The organism is Corynebacterium sp. sy039, from assembly GCF_007904105.1.
Taxonomy (GTDB): domain Bacteria; phylum Actinomycetota; class Actinomycetes; order Mycobacteriales; family Mycobacteriaceae; genus Corynebacterium.
This window is the reverse complement of sequence record NZ_CP042325.1, coordinates 1,191,934-1,212,694: the sequence shown is the minus strand read 5'-3', so window position 1 is coordinate 1,212,694 and position 20,761 is coordinate 1,191,934. Positions and strand designations below refer to the sequence as shown.

The following is a 20,761-nucleotide window of genomic DNA, read 5'->3' as shown; positions in this document are numbered from 1 at the left end:
CTCTATGGAGTGTTATGTTTTCACTTAGGTGTAAGTCTATGTATTGTTGGTTGATGACGTTTTTACGTCGTCGTTTAACTTGTAAATGAAAAATTGTGTGAATCGGAGGAACTCATGGCCCTTCCCCAGTTAACAGACGCGCAGCGTAAAGAGGCTTTGGCGAAAGCAGCTGAGGCTCGTAAGGCACGTGCAGAGCTAAAAGAACAGCTTAAGCGTGGTGACGTTACTCTCAAAGAGGTACTTGATAAGGCATCTACCGATGAAATTATCGGTAAGACCAAAGTGTCTGCTCTTCTTGAGTCTTTGCCAAAGGTGGGCAAAGTGAAGGCTAAAGAAATCATGGTTGAGCTCGAAATCGCTCAGACTCGTCGTTTGCGTGGTTTGGGGGATCGTCAGCGTCGTGCTCTTCTTGAGCGTTTCGGTTTTTCTGAGGACTAATCCGTGAATGGCGATAACCTACCCGGGCAGTTAGTTGTTTTAGCTGGTCCTTCGGCGGTGGGGAAGTCCACAGTGGTTCATCGCCTACGAAAGGAAATTCCTCATCTCTATTTTAGTGTTTCCATGACTACCAGGTCGCCTCGTCCTGGCGAAATAGACGGTGAGGATTATTTCTTCGTTACTCCAGAAAAGTTCCAAGAACATATTGATCGCGGTGAAATGCTTGAATGGGCAGACATCCACGGTGGTTTACAACGTTCTGGGACACCAGCTTATCCAGTAGATCAAGCCTTGGAGCAAGGACGACCAGTTCTTGTTGAGGTTGATCTAGTGGGGGCGCGTAATATAGCAGCAATGAAACCAGAAGCGGAAACTGTGTTCTTGGCGCCACCGTCGTGGGAAGTTCTTGTGGAACGCTTAACCGGTCGTGGTACTGAAGCTGAGGATGTTATTGCGCGTCGCTTAGAAACAGCAAGGACAGAGCTTTCTGCCCAAGATGAGTTTAAGCATATCATCGTCAACGACAGTGTTGATGATGCTGTAGCACAGATTCGTAGTATTCTTCTTGGAGAGCAAAACTAAAGTTGTTTTGCGGGAGAGATACTCATACTAATTGATATTTTGTAGAAAAGGTGACTGTGAGTAACGTGACTAACGTGACCAACAGCAATGAGGGTGTTTTTGACCAGCCAATTGGTATTACGGCGCCACCTATTGATGATCTCCTTAAGCGAGTGTCATCAAAGTATGCATTGGTGATTTTCGCTGCAAAGCGTGCTCGCCAGATTAATAGCTATTATCAGCAGGCTGATGAGGGTGTATTCGAGTTTGTCGGTCCGCTCGTTACTCCAGAAGCACAAGAAAAGCCATTATCAATCGCGTTACGTGAGATTGAGTCTGGTTTGCTGGATCATGAAGAAGGCTAATTTTTCTTAGTCTTTTTACTAACCACCACAAACTGGTGCGATGTGCACTAGACTTGTGGTGGTTTTTATATTGTGCGTATGTGTTTTAGTTAGTGAGTGATATGGAATCCACACGATCGGTAGTAGTAGGTGTTGCTGGTGGAATCGCAGCGTATAAGGCATGTCATATTATTCGAGCCTTTAAGGAAAAAGGTGATGATGTCCATGTTATTCCAACTCCAAGCGCATTGAAGTTCGTCGGTAAAGCTACTTTTGAGGCGCTGTCGGGTAATCCGGTATCTACTGAGGTCTTTGACGCTGTTGAGCAAGTACGCCATGTGCACCTTGGTGCTGATGCAGATTTAGTGGTGGTTGCTCCAGCGACAGCTGACTTTATGGCTCGAGTCGCTGCGGGTCGAGCGGATGATTTATTGAGCGCTACGATTCTGATGGCAACGTGTCCTGTGGTTTTCGCACCAGCAATGCATACGCAAATGTGGGAAAATCCTGCGACGATAGCAAATGTGGCTACGCTACGTTCTCGAGGAATAAGCGTGTTAGAGCCAGCTGATGGGAGATTGACCGGTAAAGATTCTGGTGCTGGGCGTTTGCCTGAGCCGGAGCAAATCGTGCAACTTGCTGAGGCTGTCGTGCATGGCGTGACGTTACAACCAACGCTGCACGGCAAAAAAGTAGTTATTTCCGCTGGGGGTACTAGGGAAAATATCGATCCAGTTCGTTTTATCGGTAATTATTCTTCTGGGCGTCAAGGCTTTGCTTTGGCGGAGATCGCTGCACAACGTGGCGCGCAGGTGCAGATAGTAGCGGGAATGACTGAACAATTGCCATTGCCCAGTGGTGCTGAATTGATCAGAGTGCAATCAACGCAGCAAATGGAGAAAGCAATTAATGAACATAGTTATGATGCTGATATTGTCATCATGGCTGCTGCCGTATCGGATTTCAGACCGGAAAGCACAGCAATGGCGAAGCTTAAAAAAGGTATGTCTGATGATGCGTTGCGCCGTATTGAGCTGGTGGAAAATCCAGATATTCTTAAAGGGTTAGTTGAGCGTCGTCAAGCGCAAGAACAATTGGGTGACCAAGTAATTGTTGGTTTTGCTGCTGAGACAGGTGATGCTACGCATAGTGCTTTGGACTTAGCTAAGCGCAAACTCATGAAAAAAGGATGCGATTTCATAGTTTTTAATGATGTTTCTGGAGGAAATGTTTTTGGTCGCAGTGATAATCAGGGTTTTTTGCTGGGGACACGAGGAGATGTTACTCAAATTCCACTAGGCACTAAGTTGGAAGTGGCTGCTCGCATTTTCGATAAGATTGAAGAAGCATTGGGATAATTTTTGCAAAATTAGACAGCTTGGTCTAATTTTGAGGAAGTGCTTTGTATAGCACCCGCATTTTTACTCTTGGTAATTTTTTATTGTGTAAGGATTTAGGACGTGACACAGAACTCCCAGGCACATCAGTTCCGCCTCTTCACCAGTGAATCCGTAACTGAAGGGCACCCAGATAAAATCTGCGATGCTATTTCAGATAAGATTCTCGATGCTTTGTTGAGCGTCGATCCGCAGGCAAGAGTTGCAGTAGAGACTCTCGTGACCACTGGACAAGTACATGTTGTTGGTGAGGTAAGAACATCAGGATATGTAGAAATCCCTAAGCTGGTTCGTGATACCCTCGTCGGAATTGGATTTACGTCTTCTGCGGTAGGATTTGATGGCCAGACCTGCGGCGTTAATATAGCAATTGGTGAGCAATCAGCGGAAATTGGCTCGGGAGTAGATACATCACACGAAATTCGATCTGGTGCCAAAGCTGATGCAGATAATCAGGTGGGTGCTGGCGATCAAGGACTCATGTTTGGGTATGCGTCTAATGAAACACCAGAGTACATGCCACTACCGATTGCACTTGCGCACAGGTTAGCGCGCAGATTAACACAAGTGCGTAAAGAACATATTGTCAGCCACCTGCGCCCAGACGGAAAAACACAGGTGACTCTCGCTTATGATGAAGCTGGCAGACCTGTGTATCTGGACACTGTTGTGGTTTCTACTCAGCATGATCCAGAGGTGAGTCAAGAGTGGTTAGAAGCGCAGATTCGTGAACACGTTGTGGATTGGGTTTTCCAAGAAGCAGGAGTACACCATTTACTTCGTGAGGATTACCAATTGCTGGTTAACCCTTCTGGTTCCTTTGTCTTGGGTGGTCCAATGGGAGATGCAGGACTTACTGGGCGCAAAATTATTGTCGATACGTATGGGGGCATGGCACGACACGGTGGCGGTGCGTTCTCCGGTAAAGATCCAAGTAAAGTGGATCGCTCTGGTGCTTATGCAATGCGTTGGGTTGCTAAGAATATCGTTGCTGCAGGTCTTGCTGACCGGGCAGAAGTACAAGTAGCGTATGCTATTGGCCGTGCTGAACCAGTGGGTCTGTATGTCGAAACATTTGGTAGCGCAAAAGAAAACCTTACGGATGTGCAAATCCAACAAGCTGTGCAAAAAGTGTTTGATTTACGTCCAGCTGCCATTATTCGAGATCTTGATCTATTGCGTCCGATATATGCAGGTACAGCTGCATATGGTCATTTTGGTCGTACTGATCTTGATCTTCCTTGGGAAAAAACTGATCGCGTTGAGCAATTACGCGAGCAACTTGGACTATGATCTGCTTCCACAATAGGTACAATACGTACCATGCCTAGCACCCGACAGCTTGCGCCGACCGCACCGATAGCGAGTATCTTGCCTTTGCTTGGAGTCGCTCATCTTGATAGAGCATTCGAGTATTATATCGATTCTGAGCAGGATCAACTGGTGCAAGCAGGAGTCCGGGTACGGATAAAGTTTCACGGTAGATTAGTCGACGGCATTGTGCTGGATCGTCACGGACAGGCTCAGCATAAGGGGCAACTGCGTTGGATTGAACGAGTTATTTCGCCAGAGGTAGTTTATCCTGCACAACTTAAGCAGCTTATCGACGCTCTCACTGTGCGTTATGGCGGTATTACTTCAGATTTAATTCGATTAGCTATTCCAGCACGTCATGGTCAGGCAGAAAAAAATCATACGTGTAGTGATTGGGAAGATCATGGTCAGGTGACCGAGCCTGATCTGTCACCTTGGATGAGTTATGTCTATGGTTCTTCTTTTGTAGATGCAGTTTTAGCAGGAAAAATAGCACGTGCCGCATGGCAAATAAGACCAGGAGATGATTGGGCGCATACCCTTGCACCACTGGCAGTCAAGGTTGCTAAAGATGGTGGTGGAGTGCTGATTGTCCTGCCTGATCAACGTGATGTTGATAAGCTCAAGGAACAACTCAAGCGGTATGTTGCGGCAAAGCACATTACTGAGCTTAGTGCTTCTTTAGGACCACAAGCGCGTTATCGACGCTATCTCGATATAGTGCATGGTCATGCTCGGATTGTTGTCGGTACGCGGAGTGCGGCTTTCGCACCACTGCATAATTTACGACTTGTGGCTATCAAAGATGATGGCGATGACAATCTTGTCGATCAACGTGCGCCTTATGTTCATAGTAGAGAAGTGCTCAGCACCCGTTCTAGTCAGCAACAATGTTCTTTTTTGGCTTTCTCCCATACCCGTACGGCAGAGATGCAGATGCTTGTAGAATCAGGGTGGGCGCATGATTTAGTTGCCGATAGAACAACAATCCGGTCAGCTATGCCGCACATTCATGCAGCCGCTGATTCTGACTATGCCCTAGAGCGTGATCCTCGCGCTCAATCCCTGCGCATACCGTCGATTGCCTTTGGGGCGATAAAAAAGTCTCTAGATCGTGGTGCACCTGTTCTTATCCAAGTCCCGAGAAAAGGATATGTGCCGACCCTGGCATGTGCGTCGTGCAGACATGGTGCTCGGTGCAGACATTGCAATGGGCCACTGGGGATCATAGAGAATACAAATCCTCACAAAGGCTTGAGCATCGAAGGTTCATCTGTTCCACAATGTCGGTGGTGTGGACGCTTTGATAATCATTTTCGCTGTTCACAATGCGGTTCGGCACGTTTAAGAGCTGTGGTGTTGGGCACCAATAGGACTGCCGAAGAAATTGGTCGAGCGTTCCCCCAAGTAAAGGTTATTACGTCGGGAGGGAATAAAATTGTTGCGTCCATCAAAGCTGAACCTTGTATCGTTGTCAGCACACCAGGAGCAGAACCTGAGGTAGATGCTGGTCGTTACGGGCTAGCTTTGTTGCTTGACACGTGGGCTTTATTGGGCAGACAACAATTGCGAGCAGCCGAGGATGCGTTAGCAAAATGGGCATATGCAAGTTCGTTGGTTATGGCTGCAGCACAGGGAGGTGAGGTAATTATTGTTGCCGATCCGGGATTAGCGCACGTTCAGGCCTTGATTCGATGGGATATGATCGGAATAGCACATCGAGAGTTGGCTCAACGCGCAGAAGTATGTTTCCCACCGGTTTATGCTATGGCAGCTATCGACGGACCAGTACATGTTATTGATGGGTTCGTGAAGAGTCTGAATCTACCAGACACAGTCCAAATACTAGGACCAGTTGATTTACCACCTGGCGTTAAAATACCTGGTGCTGATTATGATGAGGCTGAATATGGGCAGCCACAGCGCATTTTGTTGCGAACCATACGCGATCCACAAAAACCATTAGGCGCATTATTGCGTGCAGGGCTTGCAGCTCGGTCAGCAAAGAAAGCACAACCTATTGTTCGTGTCCAAGTTGATCCGATCCATATCGGATAGTTGGGTTTTAGCCTTTGGATAGGCGTCGATAAGCGGTAGGATATGACGGCAGTAGACTATGCATAAAAAGAAAGAGTACGAGAAAAATGACCATTCTTGATATTCGTCTGTTCGGCGATCCTGTACTTAATACTCGAGCACAAGAAGTAAACGTATTCGACGATAATCTAGCTACGCTTATCGACGATATGCTCGAGACTATGGATGATGCTGGAGGAGTAGGACTAGCAGCAAATCAAGTCGGAGTACTCAAAAGAGTTTTTGTTTATGACTGCTCCCACATTGAAGCTGGATTGCGTGGGCATATTATTAACCCAGTTTGGGAACCAATTGGAGAAGAAACCCAGACAGGGACAGAAGGGTGCTTATCCATTCCCGATATTTCATTTGACACAAAGCGCTGGGAAAAAGTTAAAGTAACCGGAGTGGATGTCAATGGCTCACCTGTATCAATGGTGGCATCAGGGCTAATGGCACGGTGTATTCAGCATGAGACTGATCACCTTGATGGTGTGCTATTTTTGCGTAAGCTCAGCCCAGAGTTACGCAAAGAAGCTATGGCGCAGATACGACAGTCGCAGTGGTTTAATAACTAAGTCCTCGTGTACAACACGCGGTAGAAACAAAAGACATAAGTAGGGAATAGACAGAAATTATGCGTCTTATTTTTGCTGGAACACCTCAGCCAGCTGTTGTTGCTTTAGAAAAGTTACTAGCCTCAGAACACGAAGTGGTGGCCGTGCTGAGCCGACCAGATGCTCCCCGCGCCAAGCGTGGACGAACACTGTACCCTTCGCCAGTTGCAGCATTAGCCCAAGAGCATGGCATTGAAGTCTTAAAACCACCGACGCTCAAAGTAACCGATCCTAAAGCACAGGAAACCTACCAGCGGATAAAAGAGTTATCAGTTGATTGCATCCCTGTGGTTGCATACGGAAACCTTATCCCAGCTCAATTGCTTGATGTTGCCCAGCATGGTTGGGTTAATCTTCATTTCTCACTTTTGCCTGCATGGCGAGGTGCTGCCCCAGTACAAGCGGCACTTGCAGCTGGGGATACACACACAGGGGCAACGACGTTTCGGATAGATGAAGGTTTAGATACTGGCGATATTCTCGGCAGTATTACTGAACCCATTGCACCTACAGATACTGCAGATGATCTCCTGACGCGTCTTGCTTACCAGGGTGCGACGCTTTTGGTCGATACTATGGACAAGTTAGCTGCCGGTGAGATTGTGCCGCAACCACAGCAAGGGCAGCCAACATACGCGCCAAAAATTCTTAGTACGCACGCTCAGATTGATTGGACACAACCAGCTGATGTTATTGAGCGACGCATTCGAGCAGTAACTCCTGCACCTGGTGCGTGGACCATGCTTTCTGGTCAGCGCATGAAAATTGCGCCTGTTACTCAGCTAACGAACCAAGCGACGCTTTCTTTAGAACCGGGCGCATTGGCGATTGAAAAAAATAAGGTGTTTGTTGGTACTGGGACTGATCCTGTGTTGTTATCGCAGATCCAAGCTCCAGGGAAAAAAATGATGAATGCTTCGGATTGGGCGCATGGCTTGAAAGACACTGAAGGGTTAGTTTTTGAGTATGAATAACGCAGATAAGAGCAACAAAGGCACCGGCGGTTTTCGCTCTCGTAGCCGGGGCAATAACGCCAAGAAGCAATCACAACACGAGCACTCCTTAAGTAGCAAACAGAATAATACTGCGGAGCGCACTAGGCGTAGTACACAAACGAGATCTACTCAGCGTGGTTCTCATACATCGCATAGTTCAGAACTCAGGAGCATATTTCGCGGTGTTGATTTACCCCGTGCAGTTGCCTTTGATGTGCTATACCGAGTGGATGTCGATCAGGCATTTGGCAATTTGATTTTGCCTAAATTATTGCGTGATGAAAAACTCAGCGGTCGTGATGCGGCTTTTGCAACCGAACTTACTTATGGCACTTTACGTAGCTTGGGTGTGCTTGATGCGATTATTCGTCATTGTGCTTCGCGAGAATTAAAGAGCATTGATACTGGTGTGCTCAATGCAATTCGTTTAGGCGCTTATCAGATTATGTTCACCAGGGTTGAAGCTCACGCAGCTGTCGATACATCAGTACGTATCGTCGAGTGTATTGGGCAAGGAAAAGCTAAAGGTTTTGCTAATGCAATTTTGCGCACTATTACGCGTACTGAGCCTCAAGAGTGGTTATCACGACTAGAGCCCAGTGACCCCATTGCTGCACTAGCTTTTCGATACGCACACCCTGAATGGATTGCACGCAGTTTTGCACGTAGCTTAGGCATCGATGATTATGATGGTTCACAGCTTTGCACTGAGTCGCCTGAGAACAATGCAGCACTGGCGGAATTGGCAGTGGCTTTAGAAGCTGATTCACAGCGCCCACGTGTCCATCTGGTTGCATACCCTGGGCAGATAAGTGCTGAGGAGTTGGCGCTCATTGTTGGTGGCGAGCAAGGACACTATTCGCCTTATGCTGTGTATTTAGATTCGGGAGATCCTGGGAAAATAGAAGCAGTGCGTCAAGGTTTAGCTGCAGTGCAGGACGAGGGAAGTCAATTGATTGCACGTGCTTTGGTCAATGCACCGGTGCGTGGACAGGATAATGGTCGATGGCTTGATTTGTGCGCTGGACCAGGTGGAAAGACTGCAACTATCGCCTCTTTAGCTCGTATCGACGGGGCTTTTGTTGATGCTGTAGAAATATCGGCTCACCGTGCTGAATTAGTGCGCAAACACGTCCGTGATTTACCTGTAAAAGTACACCAGGCAGATGGTAGAGATAGTGGTTTAACGCCTGGTTATGATCGAGTCCTCGTTGATGCACCATGCTCTGGTTTAGGGGCTTTGCGACGCCGACCAGAGGCCAGGTGGCATAAACAAGAGGAAGAGATAGCAAATCTGGTGAAATTGCAGGGCGAACTATTGGCAGCTGCAGTAGCTCTTACCCGTGTTGGCGGTGTGGTGGTTTATTCTACGTGCTCTCCTGATGTGCGTGAGACACGAGAGATTGTCGAGCAAGCTGTGGCAACATTGCCTGTGCGGGAGATCTCAGCACATGACCTTGTCGCTGACCTTCCTCATGCGGGGGACGATTTATCAGTACAGTTGTGGCCACATCGACATGGCACCGATGCTATGTTCTTTGCTGTTTTGGAAGTGATAGAGCCTGCTGTATTGCACCCAGTGAATGAGAACTCGGTAGTAGGATAGTGGATATGTCTGTTAGCAGAAATAATTACGAGCGGATACCGCTTATCGCTCCATCTGTACTAGCTGCTGATTTCGCTCAGTTGGATAGAGAACTCGCCAAAGTTGATAATAGCGACTGGATCCATGTGGATATTATGGACGGTCACTTTGTCCCTAATCTTTCGTTTGGTGCAGATGTTACAGCGGCGCTGGGAAGGCATACTGATAAACCATTAGATGTTCATCTTATGATTGAGCAACCTCATAAATGGGTGGATAAATATATAGCTGCTGGAGCGCATAGCATTACATTCCACGTAGAAGCGCATGATGATCCAGTAGATCTAGCTCGTTTCATTCGCAGTCATGGTGTAAAAGCTGGTTTTGCTGTGCGGCCAGGTACACCTATCGAAGATTACCTAGATGTAATATCTGAATTCGATGAAGTAATCGTGATGAGTGTGGAACCTGGTTTTGGCGGGCAGAAGTTTATGCCTGAGCAATTAGAAAAAGTTCGACTTTTGCGCAATACCATTGATGAACAGGCTCTTTCTACACTCATTGTTATTGATGGTGGTATTTCGCGCAGTACAATTGCTAGTGCTGCGCATGCAGGTGTAGATGTATTTGTGGCAGGGTCTGCTGTTTTTGGTGCAGCTGATCCAGGTGCAGAAATTACAAGATTGCGTGAATTAGCACGTGCATAACAATCAGAAAGACCTGGATGCTTTTCGACGTTGTCTCTCATACGATGCGCAACAGCGATTACTAGGATTAGCGTCTGAGCTAGGCGAGTCCGTCATGCAAGGCATTGCTTGTGCCTTGGCAGCCGGGGAGAGCGTTAAAGGAACAACAAGCCCCAATCCACCAGTAGGTGCTGCAATTTTAAGTCAAGAGGGAGCAATTATTGGTTGTGGCGGGACAAGTCCTGTAGGCGGTGCCCATGCAGAGATTAATGCTTTAACTCACGCCCAGGGGGCTACCCATAATGCAACTGCCATAGTCACTCTGGAGCCGTGCAATCATACTGGGAAAACACCACCATGCAGTCATACTTTGGTAGCTGCTGGGATAAAGCGCGTTATTTATCTATCCGCTGATCCCAACCCAGTTGCCCAGGGTGGCGCGGAGTACTTAAGAAATCATGGTGTGGAGGTAATTTTTCTAGACGTAGATGTTGTGACGCTTTTGCCTTGGTTATGTTCGCTAAAAACAGGGCGCGCGAGTATTACCTTGAAATGGGCACGGACTCTCGACGGTTTTCTAGCTGCAGTGGATGGTACAAGCAAATGGATTACAGGCGCGGTGGCAAGGGAATATGTGCATGAGGATCGTAGCCATCGTGATGCCATTGTTATTGGTACTGGAACTGCATTGGTGGATAATCCTCGATTAACTGCGCGAAGAAAAAATGGTAGTGAGTATGCGCATCAACCTATGCGTGTTGTGGTGGGACGCAGAGCATTACCGGCACATTACCACTTAGTTCGTGATTCTGATCGGGTGCTGTTTTTTGATGAGTATGCAACAGCATTAGAGTCATTGTGGGAGTTGGGAATGCGTGACATTTTGGTCGAAGGCGGTGCACAGCTTATTTCTTCAGTGCTGAGCACAGGTGAGTATGATTTTATTCAGGATTATTCTGCCCCAATTTTATTGGGTGCGGGTAAGAGTTTCATCAATCAGCCTTTAGCGCAGACTATGGCAGATTGTATTCGACTTGAAAAATTACAGACAGTGCTCTTGGGGCAAGACGTTATGTCGTTGCTGCGGCATGAGCGGCTCTGAAATATCACTAGAGCAAAAAGGATGATGAATGTTTACTGGAATAATTGAAGAAAAAGCACTGGTTGAGCACATTGAGCGCTTAGAAGATGCGCTGCGGGTGCGTATTAGTGCACGCACTATTTTAGCTGATGCACATTTAGGAGACTCGATATCGGTCAATGGGGTGTGCTTGACTATCGCAGTGCTTGATGCACATTCATTCGTCGTAGACATTATGCAAGAGACATTAGATAGAACGACATTGGGAAATCTTCAGCTCGGTGATGAAGTTAATGTGGAACGGGCATTGTCTTTGCAGGACAGGTTAGGCGGTCACATAGTGCAGGGGCATGTGGATACTACTGTTGCTTTGTTGGCTCGAGAACATTCTGAAAATTGGGATGTGCTGAGGTTTGAGTTACCGGATGATCTTGCGCGGTATGTCGTCGAAAAGGGCTCAATTGCGCTCAATGGTACTTCACTTACTGTGTCATCTGTTGCTAAGAATTTCTTTGAGGTGTCTTTGATTCCGACCACCTTGGCGCATACAACTCATGGGCAATTAGCGGTAGGAGAGCGTGTGAACGTAGAAGTTGATTTGATGGCAAAGTACGTGGAAAAGATGCTCACATCATAAGAAATGGTTGAGGTTTCCTTTGCCAGGGTGCTAGCAGTAAAGTAGAAAAACGTGATTAATAGTGCAACAGATTCATCAGAACTCGCTCTCGATACAATTGATGAGGCAATTTCTGCTATTGCAGCTGGTGAAGCGGTAGTTGTTATTGATGATGAAGATAGGGAGAATGAAGGTGATCTCATCTTCGCTGCCCAAAAAGCTACACCGGAATTAGTGGCGTTTATGGTGCGGTATTCCTCTGGTTATATTTGCACTGCTTTGACTGATTCTGATTGTCAACGCTTAGCATTACCGCCGATGACGCATATCAATGAAGACGCTCGTCAAACTGCATATATGGTCACAGTTGATGCTAATACTGGTTCTACGGGTATTTCGGCTAGTTCCCGTGCCTATACTCTTCAGCAGCTTGCTGATGAACGTACACAGCCGACAGATTTCACTCGTCCTGGGCACATTGTTCCGTTGCGAGCACGTGAAGGGGGGGTTCTTGCACGTGAAGGGCATACCGAAGCAGCTGTTGATTTGGCGCGTTTAGCTGGATTACGTCCAGCTGCGGCATTATGCGAAATTGTCTCTGAACAAGATCCCACAGATATGGCACGGGCACCAGAGCTGCGTAGGTTTGCTACTGAACATGGGCTAAAAATGATTAGCATAAAGCAACTGAAACAATGGCGTCTTCGTCATGAGCTCTTGGTAGACCAGGTTGCAAAGGCATTATTGCCTACCGAGTTCGGCACCTTCACTGCGTTGAGCTATCGCTGGTCAATTACTGGTCAAGAGCATATAGCTTTGGTCATGGGAGATGTATCAGCTGCTGGTGAGCCTATTTTAGTGAGAGTACATTCTGAGTGCCTCACCGGAGATATTTTTGCTTCACGACGGTGTGACTGTGGTCAACAGCTACATTCATCGCTGCGTATGATTGCAGAAAAAGGGCGTGGCGTTGTTATCTATATGCGTGGACATGAAGGTCGCGGCATTGGGATTACCGCTAAATTGCAGGCGTATCATCTCCAAGATGAAGGGATGGATACAGTAGATGCTAATACTGCATTAGGTCATCCTGTTGATGCACGTGATTTTGCTGCAGCAGCACATATACTGAAAGATCTTGGCGTAGCGGAGATCGCGCTGCTGACAAATAATCCACATAAAGTTCAGGAATTGGGTGACGTGGGAATTTCTGTTGTTAATCGGATAGCATTGCCAGTAGAAGTAACTTCAGATAATCACCGTTATTTACGAACGAAGAAAGAGCGTATGCATCACGTTTTACCGTGGGTAACGCATATTGATAGCGATGGACCACACCTCTTAGCTGAATCATTGACTAAACCAGGAGAATCTATACATGAGTAAAGAAGGATTACCATCAGTTAATGCCATTGATGCAGAGGGTATGCGGGTGGCCGTCGTAAGTAGTATGTGGAACAGTGAAATTTGTGCGCAGTTGCGTCGTACAGCGTGTGAAACAGCACGTGCACATGGGGCAATCGTGGAGAGTTTCGAGGTAGTAGGTGCTTTAGAGATTCCTGTTGTGGCGCAAAAATTAGCAGCCTCGTTTGATGCTGTTGTGGCATTAGGCTGTGTTATTCGTGGGGGAACACCCCATTTTGACTATGTATGTGATTCTGTCACTCAAGGATTGACTAGGATTGCATTGGATACCTCAACCCCAATTGGTAATGGTATTTTGACTGTTGATACTCAGCAGCAAGCGATTGACCGAGCAGGATTTCCAGATTCTACTGAGGACAAAGGCACTGAGGCGATGATTGCAGCACTACATACTGCGCACGTGCTCAGAAGCATAGTTTGATAGATGTGAGATAGAAGATAGAGCATGATTACTGCACCTGATGATAATACAGCTAGGGAAAGTCTCAGTGAAGACCAAGTACAGCGCTATGTAGCAGCAGATGCTGCATTGACTACTTCTTTGCCGTGGGAGCTAGAAATAACAAGTAAAAAAATGAAGTTTCTGGCTATTGTTGCGGCAGTAGTAATCGTCGTCATTCACATTGTATTAGCAGTGCTTGTTGCTATCGGTGATACTGGTACCACAGTAACTCTTATTGACCAATGGGGTTATGCGCTTGTCGGGTGTATTTTCGCTGGAGTTGCTTTCTTCGGGCTTAGGCGACCACGAGTTCGCGTTAACGCAGATGGCGTTGATGTGCGCAATTTTATTGGTTCTCGTTTCTACCCTTGGTCGGTAATTTATGGTCTTAATTTTCCTGAGGGAGCGCGTATTGCTCGCTTAGAATTACCAGATTTCGAGTATGTACCCATGTGGGCGATTCAATCTGCAGATGGCGTGGAAAGCGTGAAAGCAGTTACTGCTCTTCGTGAATTAGAACAACAATATATGCCAGAAGATTAAGGACTAATTATTTATTGTGGCTGATCCAACTACTTATAAACCAGCTCCAGGAACCATTCCCACTGACCCAGGTGTTTATAAGTTTCGTGATGACTCACGCCGTGTCATTTACGTCGGTAAAGCAAAAAACCTGAGAGCACGTCTATCTAATTATTTCCAAGACTTATCCATGCTGCACCCGCGTACGCGGCAAATGGTGACCACAGCTGCAAGCGTGGAATGGACAGTTGTTGCTAATGAAGTAGAAGCCTTGCAACTAGAATATACGTGGATCAAGAAATTTGATCCACGGTTTAATGTGCGCTTTCGCGATGATAAAAGTTATCCGGTATTGGCAGTATCGGTGGGGGAAGAAATACCGCGTGCTTTTTTATATCGCGGTCCAAGGCGCAAAGGGGTACGATACTTCGGTCCGTATTCGCATACTTGGGCAATCCGAGAAACACTAGATCTGCTTGGCCGTATTTTTCCAGTTCGTACCTGCAGCAAAGGAGTATTTAACCGGCAAAAGCAACTAGGGCGTCCATGTCTTTTAGGCTATATAGATAAATGCGCTGCACCGTGTGTCGATAGAGTTACCCCGGTACAGCATCGAGAAATTGTAACTGGGTTTTGTTCTTTTCTCGCAGGAAATACTGATGCCGTAGTACGTGATTTAACTGCGCAGATGCATCAGGCGGCGGCGGATCTTGACTTTGAGAAAGCGGCTCAATTGCGTGATAAAGTCGAAGCGGTCAATAAGGTAACACAGCAACAAGCTGTGGTTCTTGGTGACGGCACCGATGCTGATGTCATAGCAGTAGAAGCTGATGAGCTTGAAGCGTCGATTCAGCTTTTCCATGTGCGCTCTGGTCGAATTCGCGGACAGCGCGGTTGGATAGTGGAAAGAACTGATGCTACTGAACAAGGTCTTGCTGAGTTGTTGAGTGGCTTTATTATTAGTTTTTACACCGATGCTACTGAGCAAGAAAAGCAAACTTTTGCTAGTGAAAAAGCAGTGATAGCTGGCAGCATTGACGCAGATGAGCAAACGCTTGCTGTCGACGATGCTGCTGGGGTCAATGATGAGAAACTTTACGGAACCCACCACTATAGTGTGATACCTAAAGAAGTTCTGGTGGATACTGAACCACTTGATTGCGATGCGCTTATTGAAACACTTAGTCAACTTCGTGGCACAAAAGTTGATGTGCGTGTGCCTGTTCGTGGTGAAAAACGTGCATTGAGTGACACTGTGCGTCGTAATGCTAAAGAAGCATTGCGGCAGCACAAATTAAAACGCGTAGGAGACTTGACCGCGCGTTCTGCGGCATTACAAGAAATTCAAGAAGTATTGGGTATGGCTCAGGCGCCGTTACGCATTGAATGCACAGATATTTCGCATATTCAAGGTAGTGATGTTGTGGCTTCATTGGTGGTATTCGAGGATGGGATTGCAAAGAAATCCGATTATCGTCGCTACAAAATTAAAGAAGCCGCAGGTGATGGTCATTCTAATGATGTTGCCTCCATTGCAGAAGTAGTCCGACGCAGATTTTTGCGGCATAAGCAAGATAAAACTTTTATGCCACAGTTGGACGCACAAGAGACATCTTTTACTGAGGAATTAGCCGAGTCGGCCCAGCAACATGACACTGCACGTTTTGCATATCCACCACAGCTTTTTATCGTCGACGGTGGTGCTCCTCAAGTTAATGCAGCTCAAAAAGTTTTTGATGAATTAGAAATTGATGATGTGATGCTTATTGGCATAGCGAAGCGCTTGGAAGAGATCTGGCTACCTGGAGAAGAAGAACCGCTTATCTTTTCGCGTAATTCTCAAGCATTATTTTTGTTTCAACACATTCGTGATGAGGCGCATCGTTTTGCGATTAATTTTCATAGGCAACAGCGCTCTCAGCGTATGAGACACTCTCAACTCGATGCTATTGCTGGTCTGGGCACTCAACGACGGACTGACTTGGTAAAACATTTTGGCTCACTCAAAAAGCTCAAAGAAGCAACAATTGAGCAAATACAGGAAGTAAAAGGGATCGGCCCAGCATTATCAGCGACGATCTTCCATGCGCTACATACTGAAGAAGGTGCAGACACACACGAGCACTAAGAGCTACAATCGCTAGTATGCATAGCAATGGATTAACAAACGAACCCAAAACAGCAATTCCACCAGTGATTGTTACTGGATTATCCGGGGCAGGATTGAGCTCAGCCGCACGTGTGCTGGAGGATATGGGTTGGTATGTGGTGCAGAATCTACCACCGCAATTTGTTGTGGAATTTTTAGAAAAAACCACAGATTCAGCAAGCCCCACAGATAAGATCGCATTGGTATGTGATGTGCGTTCTCTTGAATTTCACGGCACGTTAGAGCAGGTAATACAAGAGTTAGCGCATAAAGGTTTGGCACCTTTGGTTCTTTATATGGATGCTCGTGATGACGTGCTTATTAAGCGGTTTGATAACTTGCGTCGTACTCATCCACTCCAAGGCAGCGGTACTTTGCAGGTAGGAATCAATCGTGAACGTGAGATTATGTCTGTGATCAAAGAAACAGCAGATGTAGTAATTGATTCTTCTGATTTATCTGTTCATGATTTGCGACGAGCTATTGAGGCTAATTTTTCGTCGATCGCTAATAAATTGCAACACGTTACAGTGCAGTCTTTTGGATTTAAGCATGGTTCGCCTCGCGATACAGACATCATGGTTGATGTGAGATTCTTACCCAATCCTTTTTGGGTACCTGAGTTGCGACCATTTCGTGGTGTAGATAAGCCAGTGGCAGATTATGTTTTGGCACAACCATCAGCGCAGGCTTTTTTGGATAACTTTGAGTCCTTATTTGGCGATATGCGAGAGGGCTTTAAGCATGAAGGAAAAAATTTCATCACCATTTCTATTGGGTGTACTGGTGGGCACCATCGTTCAGTAGCTATTGCAGAGGAATTGGGGCGAAGATTTCGGGAGCAAGGAGATTTAGACGTTACCGTTATCCATCGTGATATCGAGAATAATTAAAAGCATTTACAGGAACGAGGGGCAAAAGAAACAGTGGAGAAAGCGAAAACTCCAAAGAAAATTGTCAGCTTGGGTGGTGGACATGGACTATTCCAAACGCTTAGAGCAGTACGTTTAGCGTGTCCAGATAGTATTACTGCCGTTGTGACTGTTGCCGATGATGGTGGTTCTTCGGGGCGTATTAGACGCGAGTTAGGGCAGATACCACCAGGTGATTTACGCATGGCTCTCTCTGCCTTAGCGCCTATGGACGATGCAGGACACTTATGGGAAAAAACATTGCAGCATCGTTTTTCTGGACATGGTGCGCTTGCTGGGCATGCCGTCGGAAATTTGTTGATCGCTGGCCTGTATGAGGTACTAGGTTCGCAGGTGCAAGCACTTGACACTGTTGCACAATTGATTAGAGCACAAGGCAGAGTGCTACCTGTGTGCGATGAACCTTTGGACATCGAAGCTGATGTTTCTGGTTTGGATGATGATCCTCGTATTATGCGCCAAGTGCGTGGTCAAGTTGCAGTAGCTTCGACGCCTGGTCAGGTGCGTCGAGTGCGAGTAATTCCTGAACAACCACCGGCAAGCAAAGAAGCATTGGCAGCTATTGCGGAGGCTGATCTTATTACGCTTGGTCCTGGCTCTTGGTTTTCAAGTGTTATTCCACACGTATTAGTGCCAGGAATTGCGCAGGCTCTTGTTGAGAGTAGCGCAATGCGGATTGTAGTCTTGAACCTTACTTCTGAGCCAGGGGAGACATCAGGTTTTTCTGCTGAACGTCACATCCACATCCTTACTCAACACGCACAGCAATTGCAGGTAGATGTCATTATTGCTGATGAAACTACATTGCCTAACGCTAGCGATCGACGCCATCTTGAACGTGCTGCTGCTGTGATGGGAGCTCGGGTTGCGTATCATGATTTGAGGTTTGCATCTGATTATGTGCATCATCGTGATCGTCATGATCCAGAAAAGTTGAATAAAGCAATCCTCAAAGAATATGCCGCTGGCTAAACTACTATGATGATAGCTTTGATGAAATAAAAGTGATGAGACATCAGATGCTGTTGAATTTTATACAATAGTGTCTCAACGTTTTGGCGGAAGGTGTTTTTATGAGCGTCTCTACGCTTACTACAGAAGCAAAAGAAGAGTTAACAAAAGTACGTGTGAGTCGTACGAGCGCTAAAATAGCAGAAATAGCTGCAATTATTCGCTTTGCTGGCACAGTTGATGTGATGGCTGGCAAGGTGGTTATTGATATTGAACTGGATAATCAATTAGTAGCAAAGCGTGTATCACAAGAATTACATGATGTGTTCGCTAGCGACGTTTATTTCATGGATCTAGGTCTTTCGTCTTCGCGTAAAACGCATAAACATTTATTGCGGATTAGTGAAGAAGCAGATGTGCTTATGCGTCGAGTGGGCTTAGTGACTCGCTCTGGGCATAAAGTTATTGGGTTACCGCCGCAAATTATTACTGGAACTATTGAAGATGCTGAGGCCGCATGGCGTGGTGCATTTTTGGCATCAGGTCACTTGTCTGATCCTGGTCGTTCTTCTGGTTTGGAAGTGGCATGTCCATGTCAAGAAGCTTCATTAGCGTTAGTCGGTTGTGCTCGTCGTCTTGGTCTTAGTGCTAAAGCTAAAGAAACTCGTGGTGTGGAAAAGGTATCTTTGCGTGATGGGGAAGCTGTTGGTGCGTTATTATCGCGCATGGGTGCCCATGCTACTCGGTTACGCTGGGATAAGAGCAGGCTCAAGCACGAATCTCGCCCTTCAGGCAATCGTTTGGCTAATTTCGATGATGCTAATTTGCGACGCTCAGCACGGGCAGCGGTTACTGCTGCCGCTAGAGTGGAACGAGCAATGACGATTTTGGGTGATGATGTACCAGATCACTTGGTGGAAGCAGGGCAGTTGAGAGTGCAGCATCGTCAGGCGTCATTGGAAGAACTAGGTCGTTTGGCAGATCCACAGATGACTAAAGACGCAGTGGCAGGACGTATTCGTCGATTGTTATCTATGGCTGATAAACGTGCACAGGAACTTGGCATTCCTGATACTCAAGTTGCCGTGACTGATGATATTCTCAATGATCTGTAGGGCAGAGATGGTGTGCTGATGATGGACGCGGGGATTTCGTGAGTCTTGAGGACATCGGAGACTATGAGAAAAATCACTTATGGTTTGAGTGGAAAATAGTCATCTGTGCGTTATTGTGATAACTTTTTGTTAGCTACCCCTGTTAAGAGGTAGCTTTTTGTTTTTAGGGGGTAAATTTTCCGTTCGGAAATAGTTTTTGCCAATAGGGAACTATAGTCTACCCCCATTTGGTTGGGAATAGAATGGCAAGTGGGGGATATTCAATGGTAGCGGCGCACTTTCATATTTCTAGCTCTGCACATATATCTGACTCTGCGTAGAATTAGTGTTGGAACTGAGCTGGAAATAAGCAACATTAGATAAACAAGAACGCTCAGTGGAAACAACATCGAGTTGAGGAGAATTTAAGATGACAATCCGTGTAGGTATCAATGGCTTTGGACGTATTGGTCGCAACTTTTTCCGCGCTATCCAACAGCGTGGTAGCGATATTGAAGTTGTCGCAGTAAATGACCTAACTGATAACCACACTTTGGCTCATTTGCTCAAGTACGACTCTATTCTTGGGCGTTTAGGTGAAGACGTAACCTATGATGAGCAGTCTATTACTGTGGGGGGCAAGCGTATTAATGTTACTGCAGAACGCGAACCAAAGAACCTTGCTTGGGGAGAACTTGGCGTAGACATTGTTATTGAATCCACTGGTTTCTTCACTGATGCTACGGCTGCGGCTGCACATATTGAAGCAGGTGCGAAGAAAGTTATCATTTCTGCTCCAGCGAAAAATGAAGACGCTACTTTTGTTGTAGGGGTCAACCATACTGAGTATGATCCAGAGAAGCACCATGTTATTTCTAATGCATCCTGCACCACAAACTGCCTTGCGCCGTTGGCGAAAGTGCTTGATGAAAAATTTGGTATTGAAACTGGTTTGATGACAACAGTGCATGCTTACACAGGCGATCAGCGTCTGCATGATGCACCACACCGTGATTTGCGTCGCGCTCGTGCTGCTGCTCAAAATATCGTTCCTACTTCGACCGGTGCAGCAAAAGCGGTGGCTTTGGTGCTACCACAGCTTGAAGGTGTACTAGATGGCTACGCATTGCGCGTTCCTGTTATTACTGGTTCTGCGACTGACCTTACATTTACTGCTAAAAAAGAAGTATCTGTTGAAGCTGTCAATGCTGCCATCAAAGAAGCAGCTGAAGGTGATCTCAAAGGTGTGCTTGCTTACACTGAAGATCCTATTGTTTCCACAGACATTGTTACTGATCCTCATCCATCAATTTTCGATTCTGGCTTGACCAAAGTAATCGGAAACCAAGTAAAAGTTGTGTCATGGTACGACAATGAGTGGGGTTACTCTAACCAGCTCGTTGCTTTGACCGAATACGTGGGAGAGCGTCTCTAAAATTTAGTATTTTCCTTTGACAAAGAGAGCCTGGGATATGGAAACATAATCTCAGGCTCTCGGTGCATAATATGTCTTAAAAAATCCCCTAGAATGGTAAG

Annotated in this window: 20 protein-coding genes; all 20 read left to right on the top strand. The window is 46.4% G+C overall.

Going from position 1 to position 20,761, the window contains the following annotated elements:
* Positions 1 to 114: 114 nt before the first annotated feature.
* The 20 genes from mihF to gap all read left to right on the top strand — a co-directional run bounded on the left by mihF (position 115) and on the right by gap (position 20,660).
* The gene (mihF, locus tag FQV43_RS05480; RefSeq protein ID WP_144272950.1) at positions 115 to 438 is read left to right on the top strand and encodes an integration host factor, actinobacterial type; all 324 of its coding nucleotides are present in this window, start codon (positions 115 to 117) and stop codon (positions 436 to 438) included.
* A 3-nt stretch (positions 439 to 441) separates the two neighbouring features.
* A complete protein-coding gene (gene gmk / locus FQV43_RS05475) occupies positions 442 to 1,020 on the top strand; it encodes a guanylate kinase (protein WP_144272949.1) in 579 nt (192 codons plus the stop codon).
* Between the two features lie 56 nt (positions 1,021 to 1,076).
* Complete coding sequence (rpoZ, locus tag FQV43_RS05470; protein ID WP_144272948.1) at positions 1,077 to 1,364, top strand: DNA-directed RNA polymerase subunit omega; 288 nt, start codon at positions 1,077 to 1,079, stop codon at positions 1,362 to 1,364.
* A gap of 101 nt (positions 1,365 to 1,465) precedes the next feature.
* On the top strand, positions 1,466 to 2,701 hold the full coding sequence (coaBC, locus tag FQV43_RS05465; RefSeq protein WP_146339349.1) for a bifunctional phosphopantothenoylcysteine decarboxylase/phosphopantothenate--cysteine ligase CoaBC: 1,236 nt from the start codon (positions 1,466 to 1,468) through the stop codon (positions 2,699 to 2,701).
* 102 nt (positions 2,702 to 2,803) lie between these two features.
* Positions 2,804 to 4,033: a methionine adenosyltransferase gene (metK, locus tag FQV43_RS05460; RefSeq protein WP_146339347.1), complete on the top strand. Its 1,230-nt coding sequence runs from the start codon at positions 2,804 to 2,806 to the stop codon at positions 4,031 to 4,033.
* Positions 4,034 to 4,063: 30 nt separating this feature from the next.
* The gene (locus FQV43_RS05455) at positions 4,064 to 6,112 is read left to right on the top strand and encodes a primosomal protein N' (protein ID WP_146339345.1); all 2,049 of its coding nucleotides are present in this window, start codon (positions 4,064 to 4,066) and stop codon (positions 6,110 to 6,112) included.
* An 86-nt stretch (positions 6,113 to 6,198) separates the two neighbouring features.
* The gene (gene def, locus FQV43_RS05450) at positions 6,199 to 6,708 is read left to right on the top strand and encodes a peptide deformylase (RefSeq protein ID WP_144272944.1); all 510 of its coding nucleotides are present in this window, start codon (positions 6,199 to 6,201) and stop codon (positions 6,706 to 6,708) included.
* A 59-nt stretch (positions 6,709 to 6,767) separates the two neighbouring features.
* Complete coding sequence (gene fmt / locus FQV43_RS05445; protein WP_146339343.1) at positions 6,768 to 7,721, top strand: methionyl-tRNA formyltransferase; 954 nt, start codon at positions 6,768 to 6,770, stop codon at positions 7,719 to 7,721.
* On the top strand, positions 7,714 to 9,348 hold the full coding sequence (locus FQV43_RS05440; RefSeq protein ID WP_146339341.1) for an RsmB/NOP family class I SAM-dependent RNA methyltransferase: 1,635 nt from the start codon (positions 7,714 to 7,716) through the stop codon (positions 9,346 to 9,348). The genes fmt and FQV43_RS05440 overlap by 8 nt, the downstream gene beginning before the upstream one ends.
* A gap of 5 nt (positions 9,349 to 9,353) precedes the next feature.
* Positions 9,354 to 10,034 carry a ribulose-phosphate 3-epimerase gene (rpe, locus tag FQV43_RS05435; RefSeq protein WP_146339339.1) on the top strand — a complete coding sequence of 227 codons (681 nt, stop codon included), beginning with the start codon at positions 9,354 to 9,356 and terminating at the stop codon, positions 10,032 to 10,034.
* A complete protein-coding gene (gene ribD, locus FQV43_RS05430) occupies positions 10,027 to 11,115 on the top strand; it encodes a bifunctional diaminohydroxyphosphoribosylaminopyrimidine deaminase/5-amino-6-(5-phosphoribosylamino)uracil reductase RibD (RefSeq protein WP_246846858.1) in 1,089 nt (362 codons plus the stop codon). Before rpe ends, ribD begins: the two co-directional genes overlap by 8 nt.
* Before the next feature lie 28 nt (positions 11,116 to 11,143).
* Positions 11,144 to 11,731, top strand: coding sequence for a riboflavin synthase (locus FQV43_RS05425; protein WP_146339337.1), 588 nt, complete (start codon positions 11,144 to 11,146; stop codon positions 11,729 to 11,731).
* A gap of 54 nt (positions 11,732 to 11,785) precedes the next feature.
* Positions 11,786 to 13,096 (top strand): bifunctional 3,4-dihydroxy-2-butanone-4-phosphate synthase/GTP cyclohydrolase II, encoded by a 1,311-nt coding sequence (locus tag FQV43_RS05420; protein ID WP_146340436.1) that lies wholly within the window; start codon positions 11,786 to 11,788, stop codon positions 13,094 to 13,096.
* Positions 13,089 to 13,556, top strand: a complete 468-nt coding sequence (gene ribH, locus FQV43_RS05415) for a 6,7-dimethyl-8-ribityllumazine synthase (protein WP_144272939.1) — start codon at positions 13,089 to 13,091, stop codon at positions 13,554 to 13,556. Before FQV43_RS05420 ends, ribH begins: the two co-directional genes overlap by 8 nt.
* Before the next feature lie 24 nt (positions 13,557 to 13,580).
* Positions 13,581 to 14,120, top strand: coding sequence for a PH domain-containing protein (locus tag FQV43_RS05410; protein WP_146339335.1), 540 nt, complete (start codon positions 13,581 to 13,583; stop codon positions 14,118 to 14,120).
* A 16-nt stretch (positions 14,121 to 14,136) separates the two neighbouring features.
* Complete coding sequence (uvrC, locus tag FQV43_RS05405) at positions 14,137 to 16,227, top strand: excinuclease ABC subunit UvrC (protein WP_144272937.1); 2,091 nt, start codon at positions 14,137 to 14,139, stop codon at positions 16,225 to 16,227.
* Positions 16,228 to 16,244: 17 nt separating this feature from the next.
* Entirely contained in the window at positions 16,245 to 17,141 is an 897-nt protein-coding gene (gene rapZ, locus FQV43_RS05400) for an RNase adapter RapZ (protein ID WP_146339333.1), read from the top strand.
* A 33-nt stretch (positions 17,142 to 17,174) separates the two neighbouring features.
* Positions 17,175 to 18,152, top strand: coding sequence for a uridine diphosphate-N-acetylglucosamine-binding protein YvcK (yvcK, locus tag FQV43_RS05395; protein WP_144272935.1), 978 nt, complete (start codon positions 17,175 to 17,177; stop codon positions 18,150 to 18,152).
* 101 nt (positions 18,153 to 18,253) lie between these two features.
* A complete protein-coding gene (gene whiA, locus FQV43_RS05390; protein ID WP_144272934.1) occupies positions 18,254 to 19,246 on the top strand; it encodes a DNA-binding protein WhiA in 993 nt (330 codons plus the stop codon).
* Between the two features lie 409 nt (positions 19,247 to 19,655).
* Complete coding sequence (gene gap / locus FQV43_RS05385) at positions 19,656 to 20,660, top strand: type I glyceraldehyde-3-phosphate dehydrogenase (RefSeq protein ID WP_144272933.1); 1,005 nt, start codon at positions 19,656 to 19,658, stop codon at positions 20,658 to 20,660.
* Positions 20,661 to 20,761 lie beyond the last annotated feature (101 nt).

What these genes read in the sequence shown, in the direction of transcription:
- mihF (WP_144272950.1), top strand. Translation starts at nt 115, where the DNA reads ATGGCCCTTCCCCAGTTAACAGACGCGCAGCGTAAAGAGGCTTTGGCG.
- coaBC (WP_146339349.1), top strand. Translation starts at nt 1,466, where the DNA reads ATGGAATCCACACGATCGGTAGTAGTAGGTGTTGCTGGTGGAATCGCA.
- FQV43_RS05455 (WP_146339345.1), top strand. Translation starts at nt 4,064, where the DNA reads ATGCCTAGCACCCGACAGCTTGCGCCGACCGCACCGATAGCGAGTATC.
- def (WP_144272944.1), top strand. Translation starts at nt 6,199, where the DNA reads ATGACCATTCTTGATATTCGTCTGTTCGGCGATCCTGTACTTAATACT.
- fmt (WP_146339343.1), top strand. Translation starts at nt 6,768, where the DNA reads ATGCGTCTTATTTTTGCTGGAACACCTCAGCCAGCTGTTGTTGCTTTA.
- FQV43_RS05440 (WP_146339341.1), top strand. Translation starts at nt 7,714, where the DNA reads ATGAATAACGCAGATAAGAGCAACAAAGGCACCGGCGGTTTTCGCTCT.
- rpe (WP_146339339.1), top strand. Translation starts at nt 9,354, where the DNA reads ATGTCTGTTAGCAGAAATAATTACGAGCGGATACCGCTTATCGCTCCA.
- FQV43_RS05425 (WP_146339337.1), top strand. Translation starts at nt 11,144, where the DNA reads ATGTTTACTGGAATAATTGAAGAAAAAGCACTGGTTGAGCACATTGAG.
- ribH (WP_144272939.1), top strand. Translation starts at nt 13,089, where the DNA reads ATGAGTAAAGAAGGATTACCATCAGTTAATGCCATTGATGCAGAGGGT.
- FQV43_RS05410 (WP_146339335.1), top strand. Translation starts at nt 13,581, where the DNA reads ATGATTACTGCACCTGATGATAATACAGCTAGGGAAAGTCTCAGTGAA.
- rapZ (WP_146339333.1), top strand. Translation starts at nt 16,245, where the DNA reads ATGCATAGCAATGGATTAACAAACGAACCCAAAACAGCAATTCCACCA.
- whiA (WP_144272934.1), top strand. Translation starts at nt 18,254, where the DNA reads ATGAGCGTCTCTACGCTTACTACAGAAGCAAAAGAAGAGTTAACAAAA.
- gap (WP_144272933.1), top strand. Translation starts at nt 19,656, where the DNA reads ATGACAATCCGTGTAGGTATCAATGGCTTTGGACGTATTGGTCGCAAC.